Origin of the sequence: Pseudomonas sp. RIT288 (assembly GCF_000631985.1) — a bacterium.
GTDB lineage: Bacteria > Pseudomonadota > Gammaproteobacteria > Pseudomonadales > Pseudomonadaceae > Aquipseudomonas.
In genome coordinates this window covers 191,903-211,751 of record NZ_JFYN01000005.1, presented here as the reverse complement: position 1 = coordinate 211,751, position 19,849 = coordinate 191,903, and the positions used below count along the sequence as shown (strand labels likewise).

The 19,849-nt window shown below is 58.2% G+C and carries 17 protein-coding genes and 2 tRNA genes; 18 read left to right on the top strand and 1 reads right to left on the bottom strand.

Annotated features, from left to right (window positions below; genetic code table 11):
• The first annotated feature begins 5 nt into the window (after positions 1 to 5).
• From carB to BW33_RS06865, 3 genes are read left to right on the top strand one after another with little or no spacing between them, the layout of a single operon-like run.
• Entirely contained in the window at positions 6 to 3,227 is a 3,222-nt protein-coding gene (gene carB, locus BW33_RS06875; RefSeq protein WP_047597933.1) for a carbamoyl-phosphate synthase large subunit, read from the top strand.
• A complete protein-coding gene (gene greA, locus BW33_RS06870; RefSeq protein ID WP_003221530.1) occupies positions 3,224 to 3,700 on the top strand; it encodes a transcription elongation factor GreA in 477 nt (158 codons plus the stop codon). The genes carB and greA overlap by 4 nt, the downstream gene beginning before the upstream one ends.
• 28 nt (positions 3,701 to 3,728) lie before the next feature.
• Entirely contained in the window at positions 3,729 to 4,133 is a 405-nt protein-coding gene (locus BW33_RS06865; protein WP_047597932.1) for a hypothetical protein, read from the top strand.
• Between the two features lie 9 nt (positions 4,134 to 4,142).
• Here BW33_RS06865 and BW33_RS06860 read toward each other — a convergent pair whose 3' ends face one another.
• The gene (locus tag BW33_RS06860) at positions 4,143 to 4,451 is read right to left on the bottom strand and encodes a YhbY family RNA-binding protein (RefSeq protein WP_003221534.1); all 309 of its coding nucleotides are present in this window, start codon (positions 4,449 to 4,451) and stop codon (positions 4,143 to 4,145) included.
• 101 nt (positions 4,452 to 4,552) lie between these two features.
• On the opposite strand from BW33_RS06860, the gene rlmE reads away from it, so the two are divergent.
• The 15 genes from rlmE (at position 4,553) to pnp (ending at position 19,835) form a co-directional block, all read left to right on the top strand.
• Positions 4,553 to 5,182 carry a 23S rRNA (uridine(2552)-2'-O)-methyltransferase RlmE gene (gene rlmE, locus BW33_RS06855; RefSeq protein WP_003221536.1) on the top strand — a complete coding sequence of 210 codons (630 nt, stop codon included), beginning with the start codon at positions 4,553 to 4,555 and terminating at the stop codon, positions 5,180 to 5,182.
• Positions 5,183 to 5,384: 202 nt separating this feature from the next.
• Entirely contained in the window at positions 5,385 to 7,292 is a 1,908-nt protein-coding gene (gene ftsH / locus BW33_RS06850) for an ATP-dependent zinc metalloprotease FtsH (protein WP_045122149.1), read from the top strand.
• An 8-nt stretch (positions 7,293 to 7,300) separates the two neighbouring features.
• Positions 7,301 to 8,152, top strand: coding sequence for a dihydropteroate synthase (folP, locus tag BW33_RS06845; RefSeq protein ID WP_047597931.1), 852 nt, complete (start codon positions 7,301 to 7,303; stop codon positions 8,150 to 8,152).
• Between the two features lie 16 nt (positions 8,153 to 8,168).
• The gene (gene glmM, locus BW33_RS06840; RefSeq protein ID WP_047597929.1) at positions 8,169 to 9,506 is read left to right on the top strand and encodes a phosphoglucosamine mutase; all 1,338 of its coding nucleotides are present in this window, start codon (positions 8,169 to 8,171) and stop codon (positions 9,504 to 9,506) included.
• 65 nt (positions 9,507 to 9,571) lie between these two features.
• On the top strand, positions 9,572 to 10,327 hold the full coding sequence (gene tpiA / locus BW33_RS06835; protein WP_008088336.1) for a triose-phosphate isomerase: 756 nt from the start codon (positions 9,572 to 9,574) through the stop codon (positions 10,325 to 10,327).
• Between the two features lie 4 nt (positions 10,328 to 10,331).
• On the top strand, positions 10,332 to 10,718 hold the full coding sequence (gene secG / locus BW33_RS06830) for a preprotein translocase subunit SecG (protein ID WP_027610782.1): 387 nt from the start codon (positions 10,332 to 10,334) through the stop codon (positions 10,716 to 10,718).
• A 22-nt stretch (positions 10,719 to 10,740) separates the two neighbouring features.
• Positions 10,741 to 10,826: transfer RNA gene (locus BW33_RS06825), tRNA-Leu, on the top strand.
• A gap of 97 nt (positions 10,827 to 10,923) precedes the next feature.
• A tRNA-Met gene (locus BW33_RS06820) sits at positions 10,924 to 11,000 on the top strand.
• 138 nt (positions 11,001 to 11,138) lie between these two features.
• A complete protein-coding gene (gene rimP, locus BW33_RS06815; RefSeq protein WP_007973115.1) occupies positions 11,139 to 11,597 on the top strand; it encodes a ribosome maturation factor RimP in 459 nt (152 codons plus the stop codon).
• Positions 11,598 to 11,644: 47 nt separating this feature from the next.
• Complete coding sequence (nusA, locus tag BW33_RS06810; protein WP_003221546.1) at positions 11,645 to 13,126, top strand: transcription termination factor NusA; 1,482 nt, start codon at positions 11,645 to 11,647, stop codon at positions 13,124 to 13,126.
• Between the two features lie 27 nt (positions 13,127 to 13,153).
• Positions 13,154 to 15,670: a translation initiation factor IF-2 gene (infB, locus tag BW33_RS06805; RefSeq protein ID WP_047597927.1), complete on the top strand. Its 2,517-nt coding sequence runs from the start codon at positions 13,154 to 13,156 to the stop codon at positions 15,668 to 15,670.
• 160 nt (positions 15,671 to 15,830) lie between these two features.
• Positions 15,831 to 16,229 (top strand): 30S ribosome-binding factor RbfA, encoded by a 399-nt coding sequence (gene rbfA, locus BW33_RS06800; protein ID WP_047597925.1) that lies wholly within the window; start codon positions 15,831 to 15,833, stop codon positions 16,227 to 16,229.
• A gap of 4 nt (positions 16,230 to 16,233) precedes the next feature.
• Positions 16,234 to 17,151: a tRNA pseudouridine(55) synthase TruB gene (truB, locus tag BW33_RS06795; RefSeq protein WP_024011571.1), complete on the top strand. Its 918-nt coding sequence runs from the start codon at positions 16,234 to 16,236 to the stop codon at positions 17,149 to 17,151.
• Between the two features lie 115 nt (positions 17,152 to 17,266).
• A complete protein-coding gene (gene rpsO, locus BW33_RS06790; protein ID WP_003221553.1) occupies positions 17,267 to 17,536 on the top strand; it encodes a 30S ribosomal protein S15 in 270 nt (89 codons plus the stop codon).
• 193 nt (positions 17,537 to 17,729) lie between these two features.
• Positions 17,730 to 19,835, top strand: a complete 2,106-nt coding sequence (pnp, locus tag BW33_RS06785) for a polyribonucleotide nucleotidyltransferase (RefSeq protein WP_007961443.1) — start codon at positions 17,730 to 17,732, stop codon at positions 19,833 to 19,835.
• Positions 19,836 to 19,849: the final 14 nt, after the last annotated feature.

The window sequence follows — 19,849 nt, the reverse complement described above, 5'->3', positions numbered from 1 at the left end:
AACCCATGCCAAAACGTACAGACATTAAAAGCATCCTGATTCTCGGCGCTGGCCCGATCGTTATCGGCCAGGCCTGCGAATTCGACTACTCCGGCGCCCAGGCCTGCAAAGCCCTGCGCGAAGAGGGGTACCGCGTCATCCTGGTGAACTCCAACCCGGCCACCATCATGACCGACCCGGACATGGCTGACGCCACGTACATCGAGCCGATCAAGTGGCAGACCGTGGCCAAGATCATCGAAAAAGAGCGTCCGGATGCGGTGCTGCCAACCATGGGCGGCCAGACTGCACTGAACTGCGCCCTGGACCTGGAGCGCGAAGGCGTTCTGGAGAAGTTCGGCGTGGAAATGATCGGCGCCAACGCCGATACCATCGACAAGGCTGAAGACCGTTCGCGTTTCGACAAGGCCATGAAATCCATCGGCCTGGAATGCCCGCGTTCCGGTATCGCCCACAGCATGGAAGAAGCCAATGCCGTCCTCGAGCGTCTGGGCTTCCCGTGCATCATCCGTCCGTCCTTCACCATGGGCGGCACCGGTGGCGGTATCGCGTACAACCGTGAAGAGTTCGAAGAAATCTGCGCCCGCGGTCTGGACCTGTCGCCGACCAAAGAGCTGCTGATCGACGAATCGCTGATCGGCTGGAAAGAATATGAGATGGAAGTTGTCCGCGACAAAAAGGACAACTGCATCATCGTCTGCTCGATCGAGAACTTCGACCCGATGGGGGTGCACACTGGTGACTCGATCACCGTTGCTCCGGCACAGACCCTGACCGACAAGGAATATCAGATCCTGCGTAACGCCTCGCTGGCAGTACTGCGCGAGATCGGCGTCGAGACCGGCGGTTCCAACGTGCAGTTCGGTATCTGCCCGGACACCGGCCGCATGGTCGTGATCGAGATGAACCCGCGTGTATCGCGTTCCTCGGCACTGGCTTCGAAAGCCACCGGTTTCCCGATCGCCAAGGTCGCGGCCAAGCTGGCGGTGGGCTACACCCTCGACGAACTGTCGAACGACATCACCGGCGGCAAGACTCCAGCGTCCTTCGAGCCGTCGATCGACTACGTCGTGACCAAGCTGCCACGTTTCGCCTTCGAGAAATTCGCCAACGCTGATGCTCGTCTGACTACTCAAATGAAGTCGGTCGGTGAAGTCATGGCCATCGGCCGGACCTTCCAGGAATCCCTGCAGAAAGCCCTGCGCGGTCTGGAAGTCGGTGTTTGCGGTCTGGACGAGAAGCTCGACCTGAGCAACCCGGAAAGCATGAGCATCCTCAAGCGCGAGCTGACCGTGCCGGGCGCCGAGCGTATCTGGTATGTGGCGGACGCGTTCCGCGCCGGCATGTCCGTCGAAGACATCTTCGGCATGAACATGATCGACCCGTGGTTCCTGGTACAGATCGAAGATCTGATCAAGGACGAAGAGAAGGTCAAGACCCTCGGTCTGTCCGCCATCGACCGCGACCTGATGTTCAAGCTCAAGCGCAAAGGTTTCTCCGATCAGCGTCTGGCCAAGCTGCTGGGTGTGACTGAGAAGAACCTGCGTACTCACCGTCAAAAACTGGAAGTGTTCCCGGTCTACAAGCGCGTTGATACCTGCGCCGCCGAGTTCGCCACCGACACCGCTTACCTCTACTCGACGTACGAGGAAGAGTGCGAAGCCGCGCCGTCCGGTCGCGACAAGATCATGATTCTGGGTGGCGGTCCGAACCGTATCGGCCAGGGCATCGAGTTCGACTACTGCTGCGTTCACGCCGCCCTCGCACTGCGAGAAGACGGCTACGAAACCATCATGGTCAACTGCAACCCGGAAACCGTTTCCACCGACTACGACACTTCCGACCGTCTATACTTCGAGCCGGTAACCCTGGAAGACGTACTGGAAATCTGCCGCGTCGAGAAGCCGAAAGGCGTGATCGTGCAGTACGGCGGCCAGACTCCGCTGAAACTGGCGCGTGCCCTGGAAGCCGCTGGCGTACCGATCATCGGTACCAGCCCTGATGCCATCGACCGTGCCGAAGACCGTGAGCGCTTCCAGCAAATGGTTGAGCGCCTGAACCTGCGTCAGCCGCCAAACGCCACCGTGCGCAGCGAAGACGAGGCCGTTCGCGCTGCCGCGAAAATCGGTTATCCGCTGGTGGTGCGCCCGTCCTACGTACTGGGCGGCCGCGCGATGGAAATCGTTTACAAGGAAGACGAACTCAAGCGCTACCTGCGTGATGCGGTGCAAGTGTCCAACGACAGCCCGGTGCTGCTCGACCACTTCCTCAACTGCGCCATCGAGATGGACGTGGATGCGGTCTGTGACGGCAAAGACGTGGTGATCGGCGCGATCATGCAGCACATCGAACAGGCAGGCGTTCACTCCGGTGACTCCGCGTGCTCGCTGCCGCCGTACTCGCTGCCGGCGCACATCCAGGACGAGATGCGCGAACAGGTCAAGAAAATGGCCCTGGAACTGGGCGTTGTCGGCCTGATGAACGTGCAACTGGCGCTGCAGGGCGAGGACATCTACGTCATCGAAGTCAACCCGCGCGCTTCGCGTACCGTACCGTTCGTGTCCAAGTGCATCGGTGTTTCCCTGGCAATGATCGCTGCTCGCGTCATGGCCGGTAAGACCCTGAAGGAAATCGGCTTCACCAAGGAAATCATCCCGAACTTCTACAGCGTGAAAGAGGCGGTGTTCCCGTTCGCCAAATTCCCGGGCGTTGACCCGATTCTCGGCCCAGAGATGAAGTCCACCGGTGAAGTGATGGGCGTCGGCGACACCTTCGGTGAAGCATTCGCCAAGGCCCAGATGGGCGCGAGCGAAGTGCTGCCGACCGGCGGTACCGCGTTCATCAGTGTGCGTGACGATGACAAACCGCTGGTTGCAGGCGTGGCCCGTGATCTGATCAACTTGGGCTTTGAAGTGGTCGCCACTGCCGGTACTGCCAAGCTGATCGAAGCCGCAGGCCTGAAAGTGCGCCGTGTGAACAAGGTGACCGAGGGTCGTCCGCACGTGGTCGACATGATCAAGAATGACGAAGTCACCCTGATCATCAACACCACCGAAGGCCGTCAGTCGATCGCTGATTCCTACTCCATTCGTCGTAATGCCCTGCAGCACAAGATCTACTGCACCACCACCATTGCTGCGGGCGAAGCTATCTGTGAAGCGCTGAAGTTCGGTCCCGAGAAGACCGTACGCCGCTTGCAGGATCTACACGCAGGATTGAAGGCATGATCAAATACCCAATGACCGTCCAGGGCGCGAAAGCCCTGGAAGAAGAACACGCTCATCTGACCAAGGTCGTTCGTCCGAAGCTCAGCCAGGATATCGGTACGGCTCGCGAGTTGGGTGACCTGAAGGAAAACGCCGAATACCATGCTGCCCGCGAACAGCAAGGCATGGTCGAGGCGCGGATCCGTGACATCGAAGGCCGGATCCAGAATCAGGTCATCATCGATGTCACGACTATCCCTCACACTGGCAAAGTGATTTTCGGTACCACCGTCGAAATCGCCAATGTCGAGACTGATGAAAGCGTCACTTACCACATCGTGGGTGAGGATGAAGCTGACTTCAAACTCGGCAAGATTTCGGTTGGCTCGCCTCTGGCCCGCGCCTTGATCGGCAAGGAAGAGGGGGATGTGGTCGCCGTGAAAACGCCGAGTGGCGTTATCGAGTACGAGATTGTCGAAGTCCGTCACATCTGAAGGCCGGCGCCCGCTACGTGCGGGCGCCATGCTTTGGCAGCTGACCCAGATGTTGTGGGTCGGCGGCTTCTGGTTGATTCATCTTGGTTTGCGACCGGTATTGGGCAAGATTGGCCTGGCACCGTTGCTGATCGATGAGGTTGCCGATGCATTCGAAGTGCCGGTGGTGGGTTTTGCCGCGGCATGCGTGACTTTTCAGGCTTTGGTGCTGGTACAGGCCGATGGCCTTGTCAGTCTATGGCGGGATTTTCGCGGGCAGGTGTTGCTGATGGCGTTGTATGCGTGTGCGATGTTTATCGCAGTGCGTGTCGGCTGGCCGCAAGCGCAGCGCTGGCAGGAATTCAGTTTTCTGGTGTTGGGCTTCTCCGGTGTGGTGCTGGTGTTGCAACCGCTGCCGGGATGGAGTGGCAGGGTGCGCGAAGCACACCCTTGACCCTTGTCATCACTTGAAGCGATGAACGTTCGACAGCTGCTTGTTGACGCTGAAGTTCTTGCGATAAACCAGTGCCATCTTGCCGATGACCTGCACCAGGTCAGCCTTGCCGACCTTGCACAGCTCTGCAATGTGCGCCAGGCGCGACTCGCGGTCGAGGATATTGAGCTTGATCTTGATCAGCTCGTGATCCGCCAGGGCGCGTTCAAGTTCGGCTAATACACCTTCAGTCAGACCGTTGTCCGCCACCGTCAAAACTGGTTTGAGGTGGTGGCCAATGGATTTGTACTGTTTCTTCTGCTCTGGAGTGAGCGGCATAATCTGACCCTTTCGTCTGGATTCTGTAAAATGGCGGCCATTTTACCCGAGGGTTCGTGGATCCGCCCAATTAATCACGACCCTTATTATCGAGGTGCCCAATGGCGCGTTCCAAGACAAGCCTTGGTTGGCTGAAACGACATGTCAACGATCCTTATGTGAAGCAGGCGCAGAAGGATGGCTACCGCTCGCGTGCGAGTTACAAGCTTCTGGAGATCCAGGAAAAATACAAGTTGATCCGTTCCGGCATGAGCGTTGTCGACCTGGGCGCAGCGCCTGGCGGCTGGTCGCAGGTCACCAGTCGGTTGATTGGCGGTCAGGGGCGTCTGATCGCATCTGACATCCTGGAAATGGACAGCATCCCGGACGTTACCTTCATTCAGGGTGACTTCACCGAGGACGAAGTGCTCGCGCGGATCCTTGAAGCGGTGGGTAATTCGCAGGTTGACCTTGTGATTTCCGATATGGCCCCCAATATGAGTGGTACGCCTGAAGTGGACATGCCCAAAGCCATGTTCCTTTGTGAGCTGGCGCTTGATCTGGCGGAGCGGATACTCAAACCGGGTGGCAATTTCGTGATCAAGATTTTTCAGGGCGAAGGGTTTGATGTTTACCTGAAGGATGCCCGCAAGAAATTCGACAAGATCCAGATGATCAAGCCGGATTCTTCCCGTGGCAGCTCCCGCGAGCAATACATGCTGGCTTGGGGTTACCGCGGTGGTAACGAGTAAAGCGAGGTTTTTTGGCGGGGCGATAGGTTTTTCGTATTTTGCCCCGCGTGCATAAGCGAATATTGTGTAGAAAGTGTTTCACAAAGGGTTACAGACGGCGCCTGCCAGAGTTGTAGGTAATGTAGTAAGTTAGGCCGGTGAATATCATGCGAAGCGCGCGCCAGTAGCGGAGCTTGCTTCAGAGGGTAGTTAATTGAACGATATGGCAAAGAATCTGATCCTGTGGTTGATCATCGCGGCAGTCCTCGTGACGGTGATGAACAACTTCTCCAGCCCTAACGAGCCGCAGACCCTCAACTATTCCGACTTCATCCAGCAGGTCAAGGATGGCAAGGTCGAGCGCGTAGCCGTTGACGGCTATGTAATTACCGGCAAACGCAATGATGGCGACAGCTTCAAGACCATTCGTCCGGCGATTCAGGACAATGGCCTGATCGGCGATCTGGTCGACAACCACGTTGTGGTCGAAGGCAAGCAGCCTGAACAGCAAAGCATCTGGACTCAACTCCTGGTGGCCAGCTTCCCGATCCTGGTGATCATCGCGGTGTTCATGTTCTTCATGCGCCAGATGCAGGGCGGTGCCGGTGGCAAGGGCGGGCCGATGAGCTTCGGCAAGAGCAAGGCACGCCTGCTCTCCGAAGATCAGGTGAAAACCACGTTGGCTGACGTTGCCGGTTGCGACGAAGCCAAGGAAGAAGTCGGCGAGCTGGTTGAGTTTCTGCGTGACCCGGGCAAATTCCAGCGCCTGGGTGGTCGTATTCCTCGCGGCGTATTGATGGTCGGTCCTCCGGGTACTGGTAAAACCTTGCTCGCCAAGGCGATTGCCGGCGAAGCCAAAGTACCGTTCTTCACCATCTCCGGTTCCGACTTCGTTGAAATGTTCGTGGGTGTTGGTGCAAGCCGCGTACGCGACATGTTCGAGCAGGCCAAGAAGCACGCGCCTTGCATCATCTTCATCGACGAAATCGACGCCGTCGGTCGCCACCGTGGCGCCGGCATGGGCGGCGGTCACGACGAGCGTGAGCAGACTCTCAACCAGTTGCTGGTGGAGATGGACGGCTTTGAAATGAATGACGGCATCATCGTGATCGCTGCCACCAACCGTCCTGACGTACTCGACCCTGCGCTGCTGCGTCCGGGCCGTTTCGACCGTCAGGTCGTTGTAGGTCTGCCGGATATCCGCGGTCGCGAGCAGATCCTCAAGGTTCACATGCGCAAAGTGCCAATGGGTGATGACGTGGCTCCTGCCGTTATCGCACGTGGCACTCCTGGCTTCTCCGGTGCTGATCTGGCCAACCTGGTCAACGAAGCGTCGCTGTTCGCTGCACGCAGCGGCAAACGCATCGTCGAAATGAAAGAATTCGAGCTGGCCAAAGACAAGATCATGATGGGCGCCGAGCGCAAATCGATGGTCATGTCCGAGAAAGAAAAGCAGAACACGGCTTATCACGAAGCGGGCCACGCCATCGTCGGTCGCGTCGTGCCTGAGCATGATCCGGTCTACAAGGTTTCGATCATCCCGCGTGGTCGTGCGCTGGGTGTGACCATGTTCCTGCCGGAAGAGGATCGCTACAGTCTGTCCAAGCGTGCGCTGATCAGTCAGATCTGCTCGCTGTACGGTGGCCGTATCGCTGAAGAAATGACCCTTGGTTTCGACGGTGTGACCACCGGTGCTTCCAACGACATCATGCGCGCCAGTCAGATTGCGCGGAACATGGTGACCAAGTGGGGGCTGTCGGAAAAACTCGGTCCGCTGATGTACGCCGAAGAAGAGGGTGAAGTGTTCCTCGGTCGCGGTGGTGGTGGTCAGGCTGCAAGCTTCTCCGGTGAGACGGCCAAACTGATCGACTCCGAAGTGCGCAGCATCATCGATCAGTGCTACGGCACAGCCAAGCAGATCCTCACGGACAACCGTGACAAGCTGGATGCCATGGCCGATGCGCTGATGAAGTACGAAACCATCGATGCCGAGCAGATCGACGACATCATGGCGGGTCGTACGCCTCGTGAGCCGCGTGACTGGACTGGTGGCACGGGTACGCCTCCGCCTCCAGTGATCCAGGATGAGCGTCCGGAAACACCGATCGGCGGTCCGGCTGCTGACGTTTAAGGTTTGAAATGACTTCTGTACAGTCCCTGACCCGGTTGCCTTGCGGCAACCGGGTTCTTGATTTGGCCCGGACGCATGTCATGGGCATTCTCAATGTCACTCCCGACTCTTTTTCAGACGGCGGCCGGTACAACCAGCTCGACGTGGCCTTGCGTCACGCCGAAGCCATGGTGGCTGCTGGTGCGACGCTGATCGATGTCGGCGGCGAATCGACCCGGCCTGGCGCTCGAGCGGTTTCGCCCCTGGAAGAGTTGGAGCGCGTAGCTCCAGTCGTGGAGTTGGTCAATCGCGAGCTGGATGTGGTCATCTCGGTTGATACTTCGACACCTGCGGTGATGCGTGAAACGGCGCGCCTGGGTGCCGGGTTGATCAATGATGTGCGCTCGCTGCGCCGCGATGGCGCGCTGGATGCCGCAGCCGCGACCGGGTTGCCGGTCTGCCTGATGCACATGCTCGGCGAGCCGGGTGACATGCAGGACAATCCGCATTATCAGGACGTTACCCGGGAAGTGGGAGAGTTTCTGGCAGAGCGCATGACTCAATGTGCGGTGGCGGGTATTCCTGCCGAGCGGATCATTCTTGATCCCGGTTTCGGTTTCGCGAAAACCCTGCAGCACAATTTAAGCTTGTTCAAGCATATGGAAGCTCTGCACGCGCTGGGGCGTCCGCTATTGGTCGGTGTCTCACGCAAAAGCATGATTGGCCACGCGTTGAACCGCCCCGTGGGTGAGCGTCTGTATGGTGGGCTGGCTCTCGCAGCACTCGCTTCGGTGAAGGGAGCGCGTATATTGCGCGTCCATGATGTGGCGGAAACGGTAGACGTGGTGCGCATGCTCGCGGCCGTGGAATCAGCCGAATAAGAATGATGGAGCACTTATGAGCAAGAAATACTTTGGTACTGACGGTATTCGTGGTCGTGTCGGTGAATATCCGATCACTCCTGACTTCATGCTCAAGCTCGGCTGGGCGGCGGGTATGGCCTTTCGCAAGATGGGCGCCTGCAAGGTGCTGGTCGGCAAGGACACGCGCATCTCTGGCTACATGTTCGAATCGGCGCTTGAAGCAGGCCTGACGTCAGCGGGCGCCGATGTGATGCTGCTCGGTCCGATGCCGACTCCGGCGATTGCCTATCTGGCGCGCACGTTCCAGGCCGAGGCCGGGATCGTGATCAGTGCTTCGCACAACCCGCACGACGATAACGGCATCAAGTTCTTCTCCGGCAAGGGCACCAAGCTGCCTGATGAGTTGGAGTTGATGATCGAAGAATTGCTCGATACCCCGATGACTGTGGTTGAGTCGAGCAAGATCGGCAAAGTGTCGCGCATCAATGACGCCTCCGGCCGCTACATCGAATTCTGCAAAAGCAGTGTACCGACCGGTACCAGTTTTTCCGGTATGAAGATCGTGATCGACTGTGCACACGGTGCTACCTACAAGGTTGCTCCGAGTGTGTTCCGTGAGTTGGGTGCGGAAGTGGTCGTGCTGTCGGCTCAGCCCAACGGTCTGAACATCAATGACAATTGCGGCTCGACTCATATGGGTCAGCTGCAGGCCGCGGTTCTCGCTGAGCACGCTGATCTGGGTATCGCTTTTGACGGTGACGGTGATCGGGTGCTGATGGTTGATCATACGGGCGCCATCGTTGATGGTGACGAGTTGCTGTTCATCATCGCGCGTGATCTGCACGGGCGTGGCAAATTGCAGGGCGGCGTAGTCGGCACGCTGATGAGCAACCTGGGGCTGGAGCTGGCACTTGCTGAGCTCTCGATTCCGTTCATTCGCGCCAACGTAGGCGACCGTTATGTGATCGCTGAGCTGCTCGAGCGTAACTGGCTGGTCGGTGGTGAGAACTCGGGGCATATCGTCTGCTTCAATCACACCACCACCGGTGATGCGATCATTGCTGCGCTCCAGGTGCTGATGGCACTGAAGGCTCGCAATGAAGGGTTGGCGCAAACGCGGCAGGCCTTGCGCAAGTGCCCTCAGGTGCTGATCAACGTGCGTTTCGGTGGCGGCGAAAGCCCGCTTGAGCATCCGGCTGTCAAGGAAGCCAGTGCGCGTGTCACCCAGGCGATGGCGGGGCGTGGCCGGGTACTTTTGCGCAAGTCCGGTACAGAGCCTTTGGTGCGCGTAATGGTCGAAGGTGAGGATGAAACTCAGGTTCGTACCTATGCCGAAGAACTGGCAAAACTGGTAAGTGAAGTTTCTGCCTGATTCGGCTTGCCAGCCATGATTGTGTTGGGTAACATCTGCGCCCACTTTGACCGACGAGGTACAGCATGCGTCGCCCTATGGTAGCTGGTAACTGGAAGATGCACGGTACCCGCGCCAGCGTCGCTGAGCTGATCAACGGCCTTCGTCATCTGGCCTTGCCAAGCGGTGTTGATGTCGCGGTATTCCCGCCTTGCTTGCATATCAATCAAGTGATTGATGGCTTGAAAGGTAAATCGATTTCGGTCGGTGCGCAGAATTCTGCGGTGGAATCCATGCAAGGTGCATTGACCGGTGAAATTGCACCGAGTCAGTTGGTGGATGCAGGTTGTTCCCTGGTGCTTGTCGGGCACTCCGAACGCCGCCAGATAATGGGCGAGCGAGACGGAATGCTGAATCGCAAGTTCGCAGCGGCACAGGCATGTGGCTTGATTCCGGTGTTGTGTGTAGGGGAAACCCTCGAACAGCGCGAAGCCGGAAAAACTCTTGAGGTTGTCGGGCGTCAGCTGGGCAGCATCATCGAGGAGCTGGGTGTTGGTGCCTTTGCCAAGGCAGTCATTGCTTACGAGCCTGTCTGGGCCATTGGTACCGGACTGACTGCAACGCCGCAACAGGCTCAGGATGTGCATAAAGCCATTCGCGAGCAGTTGGCGGCAGAGAATTCTGAAGTCGCACGAGGTGTGCGGCTTCTATACGGCGGCAGCGTGAAGGCGGCCAATGCGGTCGAACTGTTCGGCATGCCGGATATCGATGGGGGGCTCATTGGTGGAGCCTCCCTGAATGCAGATGAGTTCGGTGCGATTTGTCGCGCCGCGGGAAACTGAAAAAATGCTGGAAACAGTCGTAGTCGTTTTTCATCTGCTGGGTGCATTGGGCGTAGTTGCTCTGGTTTTGCTGCAGCAGGGTAAAGGTGCGGACGCTGGCGCGTCTTTCGGAGCAGGTGCTTCAAATACTGTGTTCGGAAGCCAAGGTTCCTCTACCTTTCTTAGTAAGTTTACTGCTATACTTGCCGCCGGTTTCTTCATAACCAGCTTGGGGTTAGGTTACTTTGCTAAAGAGAAGGCTCATCAGCTGACTCAAGCAGGTTTGCCAGATCCAGCAGTGTTGGAAGTACCTAAGCAACAACAACCGGCTTCTGATGATGTCCCGGTGCTTCAAGAGCAAAAGTCGGCTACTCCAGCGACTGACGTACCTCCAGCTCAAGAGCAGAAGTAAGAAGAGTTTCAAACGTAGTTTTGCCGAGGTGGTGGAATTGGTAGACACGCAACCTTGAGGTGGTTGTGCCCATAGGGTGTAGGGGTTCGAGTCCCCTTCTCGGTACCAATTAGTCAGGAGAGCCCGCTGTTGCGGGCTTTCTTGCAGGTGGAAGGTTACATTGACCCTATAAGGGATCGGTCGTATACTTCCGCCCCAGCTTTGTCGCGGGGTGGAGCAGTCTGGTAGCTCGTCGGGCTCATAACCCGAAGGTCGTCGGTTCAAATCCGGCCCCCGCAACCAGTTTAAGGAGCCCCTTTTCAGGGGCTTTTTGTTAGCTGGACACTTTCTGCGCCGCTGTTCGACGGCGTTTCAAGGATGGGCGTTTCGCCCATTTTTTTATTTTGCAGCGCATGCATTTACATGCACGAGGGGGTTCAGGTGTCGAGCAAGCTAGAAGAGTTGCAGGCCTTGTTGGCCCCGGTGGTCGTGGCCCTAGGCTATGAATGCTGGGGTATCGAGTTTTCGGCTCAAGGTCGTCACTCGATGTTGCGTGTTTATATCGATAAAGAGGGTGGCGTGCTGGTGGACGATTGCGCCATTGTCAGCCGTCAGATCAGCGGTGTTCTGGATGTTGAAGATCCGATCTCCGTTGAATACACCCTCGAAGTTTCCTCGCCTGGCATGGAACGCCCACTGTTCACTCTTGAGCAGTTTGCAAAATTTGCCGGTGAACAAGTGAAGATCAAGCTGCGCTCGCCTTTTGAAGGTCGACGCAACTTTCAGGGCCTTCTGCGCGGTGTAGAAGAACAGGATGTCGTGGTGCAGGTAGAAGACCATGAATTCCTGTTGCCGATCGATATGATCGACAAGGCCAACATTATTCCCAGTTTTGACTGAGACGCGGATCCCGCGGATCCAATGGCTTGCGAAAGGCGAGGCGTACGATGAGCAAAGAAGTACTGCTGGTTGTTGAGTCGGTATCCAATGAAAAGGGCGTACCGGCAAGCGTGATTTTTGAAGCGCTGGAGCTGGCTCTGGCCACTGCTACCAAAAAGCGTTTTGAAGACGAAGTTGACCTGCGTGTGGAAATCAACCGCCACACCGGTTCCTACGAGACTTTCCGTCGCTGGACAGTCGTCGAAGAGAATGATCTCGACGATCCTGCGATCGAAACCTGGCCAAGCAAGGTTGCCGAAACGCATCCGGGCGCCAAGGTCGGCGACGTCGTCGAAGAAAAGATCGAATCCATCGAGTTCGGCCGCATTGCTGCACAGACCGCCAAACAGGTCATCGTGCAGAAAGTGCGTGAAGCCGAGCGCGCTCAAGTGGTCGACGCCTATCGCGAGCGCCTGGGAGAAATCATCTCCGGCACCGTGAAGAAAGTCACCCGCGACAACGTGATCGTCGATCTGGGCAACAACGCTGAAGCGTTGCTGGCCCGTGAAGACATCATTTCTCGCGAAACCTTCCGTGTCGGTGTGCGTCTGCGTGCACTGCTCAAGGAAATCCGCACCGAGAACCGCGGCCCGCAGCTGATCCTGTCGCGTACCGCGCCGGAAATGCTGATCGAGCTGTTCCGTATCGAAGTGCCGGAAATCGCTGAAGGCCTGATCGAAGTAATGGCGGCGTCCCGTGATCCGGGTTCGCGTGCCAAGATCGCTGTCCGTTCCAAGGACAAACGCATCGACCCGCAGGGCGCGTGCATCGGTATGCGCGGTTCGCGCGTCCAGGCCGTGTCGGGCGAGTTGGGTGGCGAGCGTGTCGATATCGTCCTGTGGGACGATAACCCGGCGCAGTTCGTGATCAATGCCATGTCGCCGGCAGAAGTGGCGGCCATTATCGTTGACGAAGATGCCCATGCAATGGACATCGCCGTTGGCGCAGACAATCTGGCTCAGGCCATCGGTCGGGGTGGTCAGAACGTGCGTCTGGCGAGCCAGTTGACTGGCTGGACCCTGAACGTGATGACCGAATCGGACATCCAGGCTAAGCAGCAAGCAGAAACCGGTGACATCCTGCGCAACTTCATCGACGAGCTGGAAGTCGACGAAGAGCTGGCTCAGGTGCTGGTAGATGAAGGCTTCACCAGCCTGGAAGAGATTGCCTACGTACCGTTGGAAGAAATGCTCAACATCGACGGCTTTGACGAAGATATCGTCAACGAGCTTCGCGCTCGTGCCAAGGATCGTTTGTTGACCAAAGCCATCGCTACTGAGGAAAAGCTGGCAGACGCCCATCCGGCCGAAGACCTGCTCTCGCTTGAGGGTATGGACAAGGATTTGGCGATGGAACTGGCGGTGCGCGGCGTAATTACCCGCGAAGACCTGGCCGAGCAGTCTATTGACGACCTGCTCGACATCGACGGCATTGACGATGATCGTGCCGGCAAGTTGATCATGGCCGCCCGAGCCCACTGGTTCGAGTAATTAGGCGCGGCCTGAGGAGAGAAGTGCATGACGCAAGTCACGGTGAAACAACTGGCCGATGAGGTCAAAACACCGGTAGAGCGCCTGTTGCAGCAGATGCGTGAGGCAGGTCTGCCGCACACCGCCGCCGAAGAAAATGTGACTGACAGTGAGAAGCAATCCCTGCTGACTCACTTGAAGAGCAGCCACAAGGCGAAAGTGGAAGAACCACGCAAGATCACGCTGCAGCGTAAAACCACCAGCACCCTGCGTGTGGCTGGTAGCAAGAGCATCAGCGTTGAAGTTCGCAAAAAGAAAGTTTTCGTACAGCGTAGCCCGGAAGAAATCGAAGCCGAGCGCAAGCGTGAACTGGAAGAGCGTCGCGCAGTAGAAAATGCTGCCCGTCAGAAGGCTGAAGAAGAAGCCAAGCAGCGCGCTGAAGAAGAAGCGCGTCGCCAGCCTGCTGCTGCGCCGTCCGCTCCTGCCGAAGCTGTTGCAGCTCCTGCGCCGGTCGCTGAACCTGTGCGCGACGCCGCGCCGGTTGCTGCTGCGCCAGCTGCCGACACTCGCAAGCGTGACGAACAGCGCCGCCCGGACAAACCACGTGCCGACGATAACAATCGTCGCGGTGGTGGCGATGGCGAGCGCAAAAACGCTCCGCATCGCGCATCGGTCAAAGAAAAAGCGCCGGCTCCACGTGTGGCGCCACGCACTACCGACGAAGAAAGCGATGGCTTCCGTCGTGGTGGTCGCGGCAAGGCCAAGCTGAAGAAGCGCAACGCTCACGGTTTCCAGAACCCTACCGGTCCTGTCGTGCGTGAAGTGAAGATCGGCGAGACCATCACTGTTGGCGATCTCGCCCAGCAGATGTCGGTCAAGGCTGCTGAAATCATCAAGTTCATGTTCAAACTGGGCACTCCAGCGACCATCAACCAGGTTCTCGATCAGGAAACTGCTCAACTGGTAGCTGAAGAGCTGGGCCACAAAGTGACCCTGGTCAGTGACACCGCCCTGGAAGATTCCCTGGCCGAGTCCCTGAAGTTTGAAGGTGAGGCAGTTTCCCGTGCACCCGTCGTGACCGTCATGGGCCACGTTGACCACGGTAAGACTTCCCTGCTCGACTACATCCGTCGTGCCAAGGTAGCAGCAGGCGAAGCCGGCGGCATTACCCAGCACATCGGCGCCTACCACGTTGAAACCGACCGCGGCATGGTGACGTTCCTCGACACCCCTGGTCACGCTGCGTTTACCGCAATGCGTGCCCGTGGTGCCAAGGCGACCGACATCGTGATCCTGGTGGTTGCGGCGGACGACGGCGTGATGCCGCAAACCATCGAGGCTGTTCAGCACGCTCAGGCGGCTGGCGTTCCTCTGGTGGTTGCGGTGAACAAGATCGACAAGCCAGGTGCCGACCTCGATCGCATCCGTAGCGAACTGTCGGTTCACGGCGTGACTTCCGAAGAGTGGGGCGGCGATACGCCATTCGTACCGGTTTCGGCGAAAATGGGTACCGGCGTTGACGAACTGCTCGAAGCCGTTCTGCTGCAAGCCGAAGTGCTCGAACTGACCGCCACTCCATCGGCTCCTGGCCGTGGTGTTGTAGTCGAATCGCGTCTGGACAAGGGCCGTGGCCCGGTGGCCACCGTGCTGGTTCAGGACGGTACGCTGCGTCAAGGCGACATGGTGCTGGTCGGCTCGAACTATGGCCGCGTGCGCGCCATGCTCGACGAGAACGGCAAGCCGATCAAGGAAGCAGGTCCGGCCATTCCGGTCGAGATCCTGGGTCTTGACGGTACGCCGGACGCTGGCGACGAGATGAGCGTGGTTGCCGACGAGAAGAAAGCCCGTGAAGTGGCTCTGTTCCGTCAAGGCAAGTTCCGCGAAGTCAAACTGGCTCGCGCTCACGCCGGCAAGCTGGAAAACATCTTCGAAAACATGGGCCAGGAAGAGAAGAAGACGCTCAACATCGTCCTCAAATCCGACGTCCGTGGTTCGCTGGAAGCTTTGCAGGGCGCTCTGAACGGCCTGGGCAACGACGAAGTGCAAGTGCGCGTAGTCGGTGGCGGTGTCGGTGGTATCACCGAATCCGACGCCAACCTGGCACTGGCTTCCAACGCTGTACTGTTCGGCTTCAACGTGCGTGCCGATGCTGGCGCACGGAAGATCGTCGAGCAGGAAGGTCTGGACATGCGTTACTACAACGTGATCTACGACATCATCGAAGACGTCAAGAAAGCCCTGACCGGCATGCTCGGCAGCGATGTTCGCGAGAACATCCTGGGCGTGGCCGAAGTGCGCGACGTGTTCCGTTCGCCGAAGTTTGGCGCGATCGCCGGTTGCATGGTGATCGAAGGTGTTGTGCACCGTAACCGTCCGATCCGTGTACTGCGTGAAGACATCGTTATCTTCGAAGGCGAGCTGGAATCCCTGCGCCGCTTCAAGGATGACGCTTCCGAAGTACGTGCCGGCATGGAATGCGGTATCGGCGTGAAGAGCTACAACGACGTCAAAGTCGGTGACAAGATCGAAGTCTTCGAGAAGGTTCAGGTTGCTCGCAGCCTCTGACTCGCGCACTTCAAGGGCCACGCCGAGCCGCCGCATGCAGATGCGCGCCACGGCGTCAGGACTCTAAACGCAACGCCCGGTCTGGCTTTTGTCAGGCCGGGCGTTTGCCGCTTTCAGACCTTGCGGGTTTCACCGTGGGGCAGTAACAGGTAACAAAATCATGGCAAAAGAATACAGCCGTACCCAACGTATCGGCGATCAGATGCAGCGTGAGCTGGCCCAACTGATCCGTCGTGAAGTCAAAGACCCGCGTGTTGGTCTGGTTACCATTACCGCAGTGGAAGTCAGCCGTGACGTCGGTCACGCGAAGATCTTCATCACCGTGATGGGGCAGGACAACGCCGAAGACATCGCGCAAAGCATCAAGGTGCTCAACGCTGCCGCAGGTTTCCTGCGCATGCAGCTGGCCCGTGAAATGAAGTTGCGCAGCGTGCCGCAATTGCACTTCCACTACGACGAAAGCGTCGTGCGTGGCGCGCATCTGTCGGCCCTGATCGAGCGCGCCGTGGCTGAGGACAATCAGCACGTGGTCGCTGCACCTGAAGACACCAAGGAGTAATTCGGTGGCTCAGGTCAAACGTATCCGTCGTAACGTCAGCGGTATCATCCTGCTCGACAAGCCGCTGGGGTTCACCTCCAACGCCGCGTTGCAGAAGGTTCGCTGGTTGCTCAACGCCGAGAAGGCCGGTCACACCGGCAGTCTCGACCCGCTGGCCACCGGTGTCTTGCCGCTGTGCTTTGGCGAGGCAACGAAGTTCTCGCAATACCTGCTCGACTCCGACAAGGGTTACGAAACCCTGGCGCAACTGGGCAAGACCACTACCACGGCGGACGCCGAGGGTGAGGTTTTGCAGGAGCGTCCGGTGACCGTTGGTCGCGCCGATGTCGAAGCGGTTCTGCCGAAATTTCGTGGGCAAATCAGTCAGATACCGCCGATGTACTCGGCGCTCAAGCGTGACGGTCAGCCGCTGTACAAGCTGGCTCGTGCAGGCGAAGTAGTGGAGCGCGAACCGCGTTCTGTTACTATTGCGCGCTTGGAATTGCTGGCCTTCGAAGGCGATACTGCGCGTCTTGCGGTGGATTGCAGCAAGGGCACCTATATTCGAACCCTGGTGGAGGATATCGGTGAGCAACTCGGTTGTGGTGCGTACGTCGCGGAACTGCGTCGTACCCAGGCCGGGCCTTTCACCCTGGCGCAGACCGTGACCCTCGAAGAGCTGGAAGCGGTACATGCCGAAGGCGGCAACGAAGCGGTCGACCGCTTCCTGATGCCATCGGACAGCGGCCTGCAGGATTGGCCGCTGCTGCACTTCTCCGAAGCGAGTGCGTTCTACTGGCTCAACGGCCAGCCGGTACGTGCCCCGGATGCTCCGAAGTTCGGCATGGTACGGGTACAGGATCACAATGGTCGCTTCATCGGTATCGGTGAAGTGAGCGAAGACGGGCGCATCGCGCCGCGTCGACTGATTCGGTCAGAATGACCGAACGAGTGTGGCTGTTAACAGGCACGGTCACTACTCATTTATAGATACAGGGATTTGTCCCTGGCCTGTTGAAACTGTTTTTGAAACAGTTTCCTGATAAAAGGATTGCCTCATGGCTCTCGACGTTCAAGAAAAAGCTCAAATCGTTGCCGACTACCAGCAAGCTGTTGGTGATACTGGTTCGCCAGAAGTGCAAGTTGCACTGCTGACCGCCAACATCAACAAACTGCAAGGTCACTTCAAGGCCAACGGTAAAGACCACCACTCCCGTCGTGGTCTGATCCGCATGGTAAACCAGCGTCGTAAGCTGCTGGACTACCTGAAAGGCAAAGATCTGAGCCGTTACAGCGCTCTGATCGGCCGCCTGGGTCTGCGTCGCTAATCAGCGATTGCGCTATGAGGTTGGTTGTCTGTCAGGCATCAGCGGTTTTCCGCTGGTGGCTGGCAGGCTCCCAGCCTCAAGTTTTATCTGCACTACCGTTTTACCCGGACAGTCAGCGGGCCGATTCCCGACATTGCCCAAGAATTTCGCAAGAAACCAGTTCCCCCAAGAGCCACAAAGAAGGTAGGACACCGTGAACCCGGTAATCAAAAAATTCCAGTTCGGTCAGTCGACCGTTACCCTCGAGACTGGCCGTATCGCCCGTCAGGCCTCCGGCGCAGTATTGGTCACCGTTGACGACGACGTCAGCGTATTGGTGACCGTAGTCGGTGCCAAGCAAGCCGATCCGGGCAAGGGCTTCTTCCCTCTGTCCGTTCACTACCAGGAAAAGACTTACGCTGCCGGTAAGATCCCTGGCGGTTTCTTCAAGCGTGAAGGCCGTCCTTCCGAGAAAGAAACCCTGACTTCCCGACTGATCGACCGTCCGATCCGTCCGCTGTTCCCAGAAGGCTTCATGAACGAAGTGCAGGTTGTCTGCACCGTCGTTTCCACCAGCAAGAAGACCGATCCGGACATCGCTGCGATGATCGGTACCTCGGCTGCCCTGGCCATCTCGGGCATTCCGTTCGACGGCCCGATCGGCGCCGCTCGTGTCGCTTTCCACGAAAGCACCGGCTACCTGCTGAACCCGACCTACGAGCAGCAAGCTGCTTCGAGCCTGGACATGGTCGTTGCCGGTACTTCCGACGCCGTACTGATGGTTGAATCGGAAGCCAAAGAGCTGACCGAAGACCAGATGCTGGGCGCGGTACTGTTTGCTCACGACGAGTTCCAGGTGGTGATCAACGCCGTCAAAGAACTGGCCGCTGAAGCTGCCAAGCCAACCTGGACCTGGGCGCCTGCTCCAGAAGCCACCGAACTGCTGGGCGCGATCCGTGCCGAGTTCGGCGAAGCGATCTCCCAGGCTTACACCATCACCGTCAAGGCTGACCGCTACGCACGTCTGGGTGAGCTGAAAGACCAGGTTGTCGCCAAGCTGTCCGGCGAAGAAGGCCAGCCTTCGGCTGCTGACGTCAAAGCCGCTTTCGGTGAAATCGAATACCGCACCGTTCGCGAAAACATCGTTAACGGCAAGCCACGTATCGACGGTCGCGACACCCGTACCGTACGTCCGCTGAACATCGAAGTCGGCGTTCTGCCGAAGACTCACGGTTCGGCGCTGTTCACCCGTGGCGAGACCCAGGCTCTGGTCGTTGCGACGCTGGGCACCGCCCGTGACGCACAGCTGCTGGACACCCTGGAAGGCGAGAAAAAAGACCCGTTCATGCTGCACTACAACTTCCCTCCGTTCTCGGTGGGCGAGTGTGGTCGCATGGGTGGTGCCGGTCGTCGTGAAATCGGTCACGGCCGTCTGGCCCGTCGTTCGGTTTCGGCCATGCTGCCAGCCGCTGACGTGTTCCCGTACACCATCCGTGTGGTTTCGGAAATCACCGAATCCAACGGTTCGAGCTCGATGGCTTCCGTTTGCGGCGCTTCCCTGGCCCTGATGGACGCTGGTGTTCCAATGAAGGCGCCGGTTGCCGGTATTGCCATGGGTCTGGTTAAAGAAGGCGAGAAGTTCGCCGTTCTGACCGACATCCTGGGTGACGAAGACCACCTGGGCGACATGGACTTCAAAGTAGCCGGTACCGCCAAAGGCGTTACTGCGCTGCAGATGGACATCAAGATCAAGGGCATCACCGAAGAAATCATGGAAATCGCTCTGGGCCAAGCCCTGGAAGCGCGCCTGAACATCCTCGGCCAGATGAACCAGATCATCGGCCAGTCGCGTACCGAGCTGTCGGCCAACGCTCCGACCATGATCGCGATGAAGATCGACACCGACAAGATCCGTGACGTTATCGGTAAAGGTGGCGCGACCATCCGTGCGATCTGCGAAGAAACCAAGGCTTCGATCGACATCGAAGACGACGGTTCGATCAAGATCTTCGGCGAAACCAAGGATGCCGCAGAAGCTGCTCGTCAGCGCGTTCTGAGCATCACTGCAGAGGCTGAGATCGGCAAGATCTACGTCGGCAAGGTTGAGCGCATCGTCGACTTCGGCGCATTCGTCAACATCCTGCCGGGCAAGGACGGTCTGGTACACATCTCGATGCTGAGCGACGCTCGCGTTGAGAAAGTCACCGACATCCTGAAAGAAGGCCAGGAAGTGGAAGTGCTGGTACTGGACGTGGACAACCGCGGCCGTATCAAGCTGTCCATCAAAGACGTGGCAGCGGCCAAGGCTTCGGGCGTTTAATCACCCCACAGCTT

Excerpts from the sequence above, each read along its gene's own strand:
- secG (WP_027610782.1), top strand. The coding sequence starts at position 10,332 with ATGCTGGAAACAGTCGTAGTCGTTTTTCATCTGCTGGGTGCATTGGGC.
- rbfA (WP_047597925.1), top strand. The coding sequence starts at position 15,831 with ATGGCAAAAGAATACAGCCGTACCCAACGTATCGGCGATCAGATGCAG.
- BW33_RS06865 (WP_047597932.1), top strand. The coding sequence starts at position 3,729 with ATGCTTTGGCAGCTGACCCAGATGTTGTGGGTCGGCGGCTTCTGGTTG.
- ftsH (WP_045122149.1), top strand. The coding sequence starts at position 5,385 with ATGGCAAAGAATCTGATCCTGTGGTTGATCATCGCGGCAGTCCTCGTG.
- infB (WP_047597927.1), top strand. The coding sequence starts at position 13,154 with ATGACGCAAGTCACGGTGAAACAACTGGCCGATGAGGTCAAAACACCG.
- folP (WP_047597931.1), top strand. The coding sequence starts at position 7,301 with ATGACTTCTGTACAGTCCCTGACCCGGTTGCCTTGCGGCAACCGGGTT.
- nusA (WP_003221546.1), top strand. The coding sequence starts at position 11,645 with ATGAGCAAAGAAGTACTGCTGGTTGTTGAGTCGGTATCCAATGAAAAG.
- rlmE (WP_003221536.1), top strand. The coding sequence starts at position 4,553 with ATGGCGCGTTCCAAGACAAGCCTTGGTTGGCTGAAACGACATGTCAAC.
- glmM (WP_047597929.1), top strand. The coding sequence starts at position 8,169 with ATGAGCAAGAAATACTTTGGTACTGACGGTATTCGTGGTCGTGTCGGT.
- BW33_RS06860 (WP_003221534.1), bottom strand. The coding sequence starts at position 4,451 with ATGCCGCTCACTCCAGAGCAGAAGAAACAGTACAAATCCATTGGCCAC.
- tpiA (WP_008088336.1), top strand. The coding sequence starts at position 9,572 with ATGCGTCGCCCTATGGTAGCTGGTAACTGGAAGATGCACGGTACCCGC.
- greA (WP_003221530.1), top strand. The coding sequence starts at position 3,224 with ATGATCAAATACCCAATGACCGTCCAGGGCGCGAAAGCCCTGGAAGAA.
- carB (WP_047597933.1), top strand. The coding sequence starts at position 6 with ATGCCAAAACGTACAGACATTAAAAGCATCCTGATTCTCGGCGCTGGC.
- rpsO (WP_003221553.1), top strand. The coding sequence starts at position 17,267 with ATGGCTCTCGACGTTCAAGAAAAAGCTCAAATCGTTGCCGACTACCAG.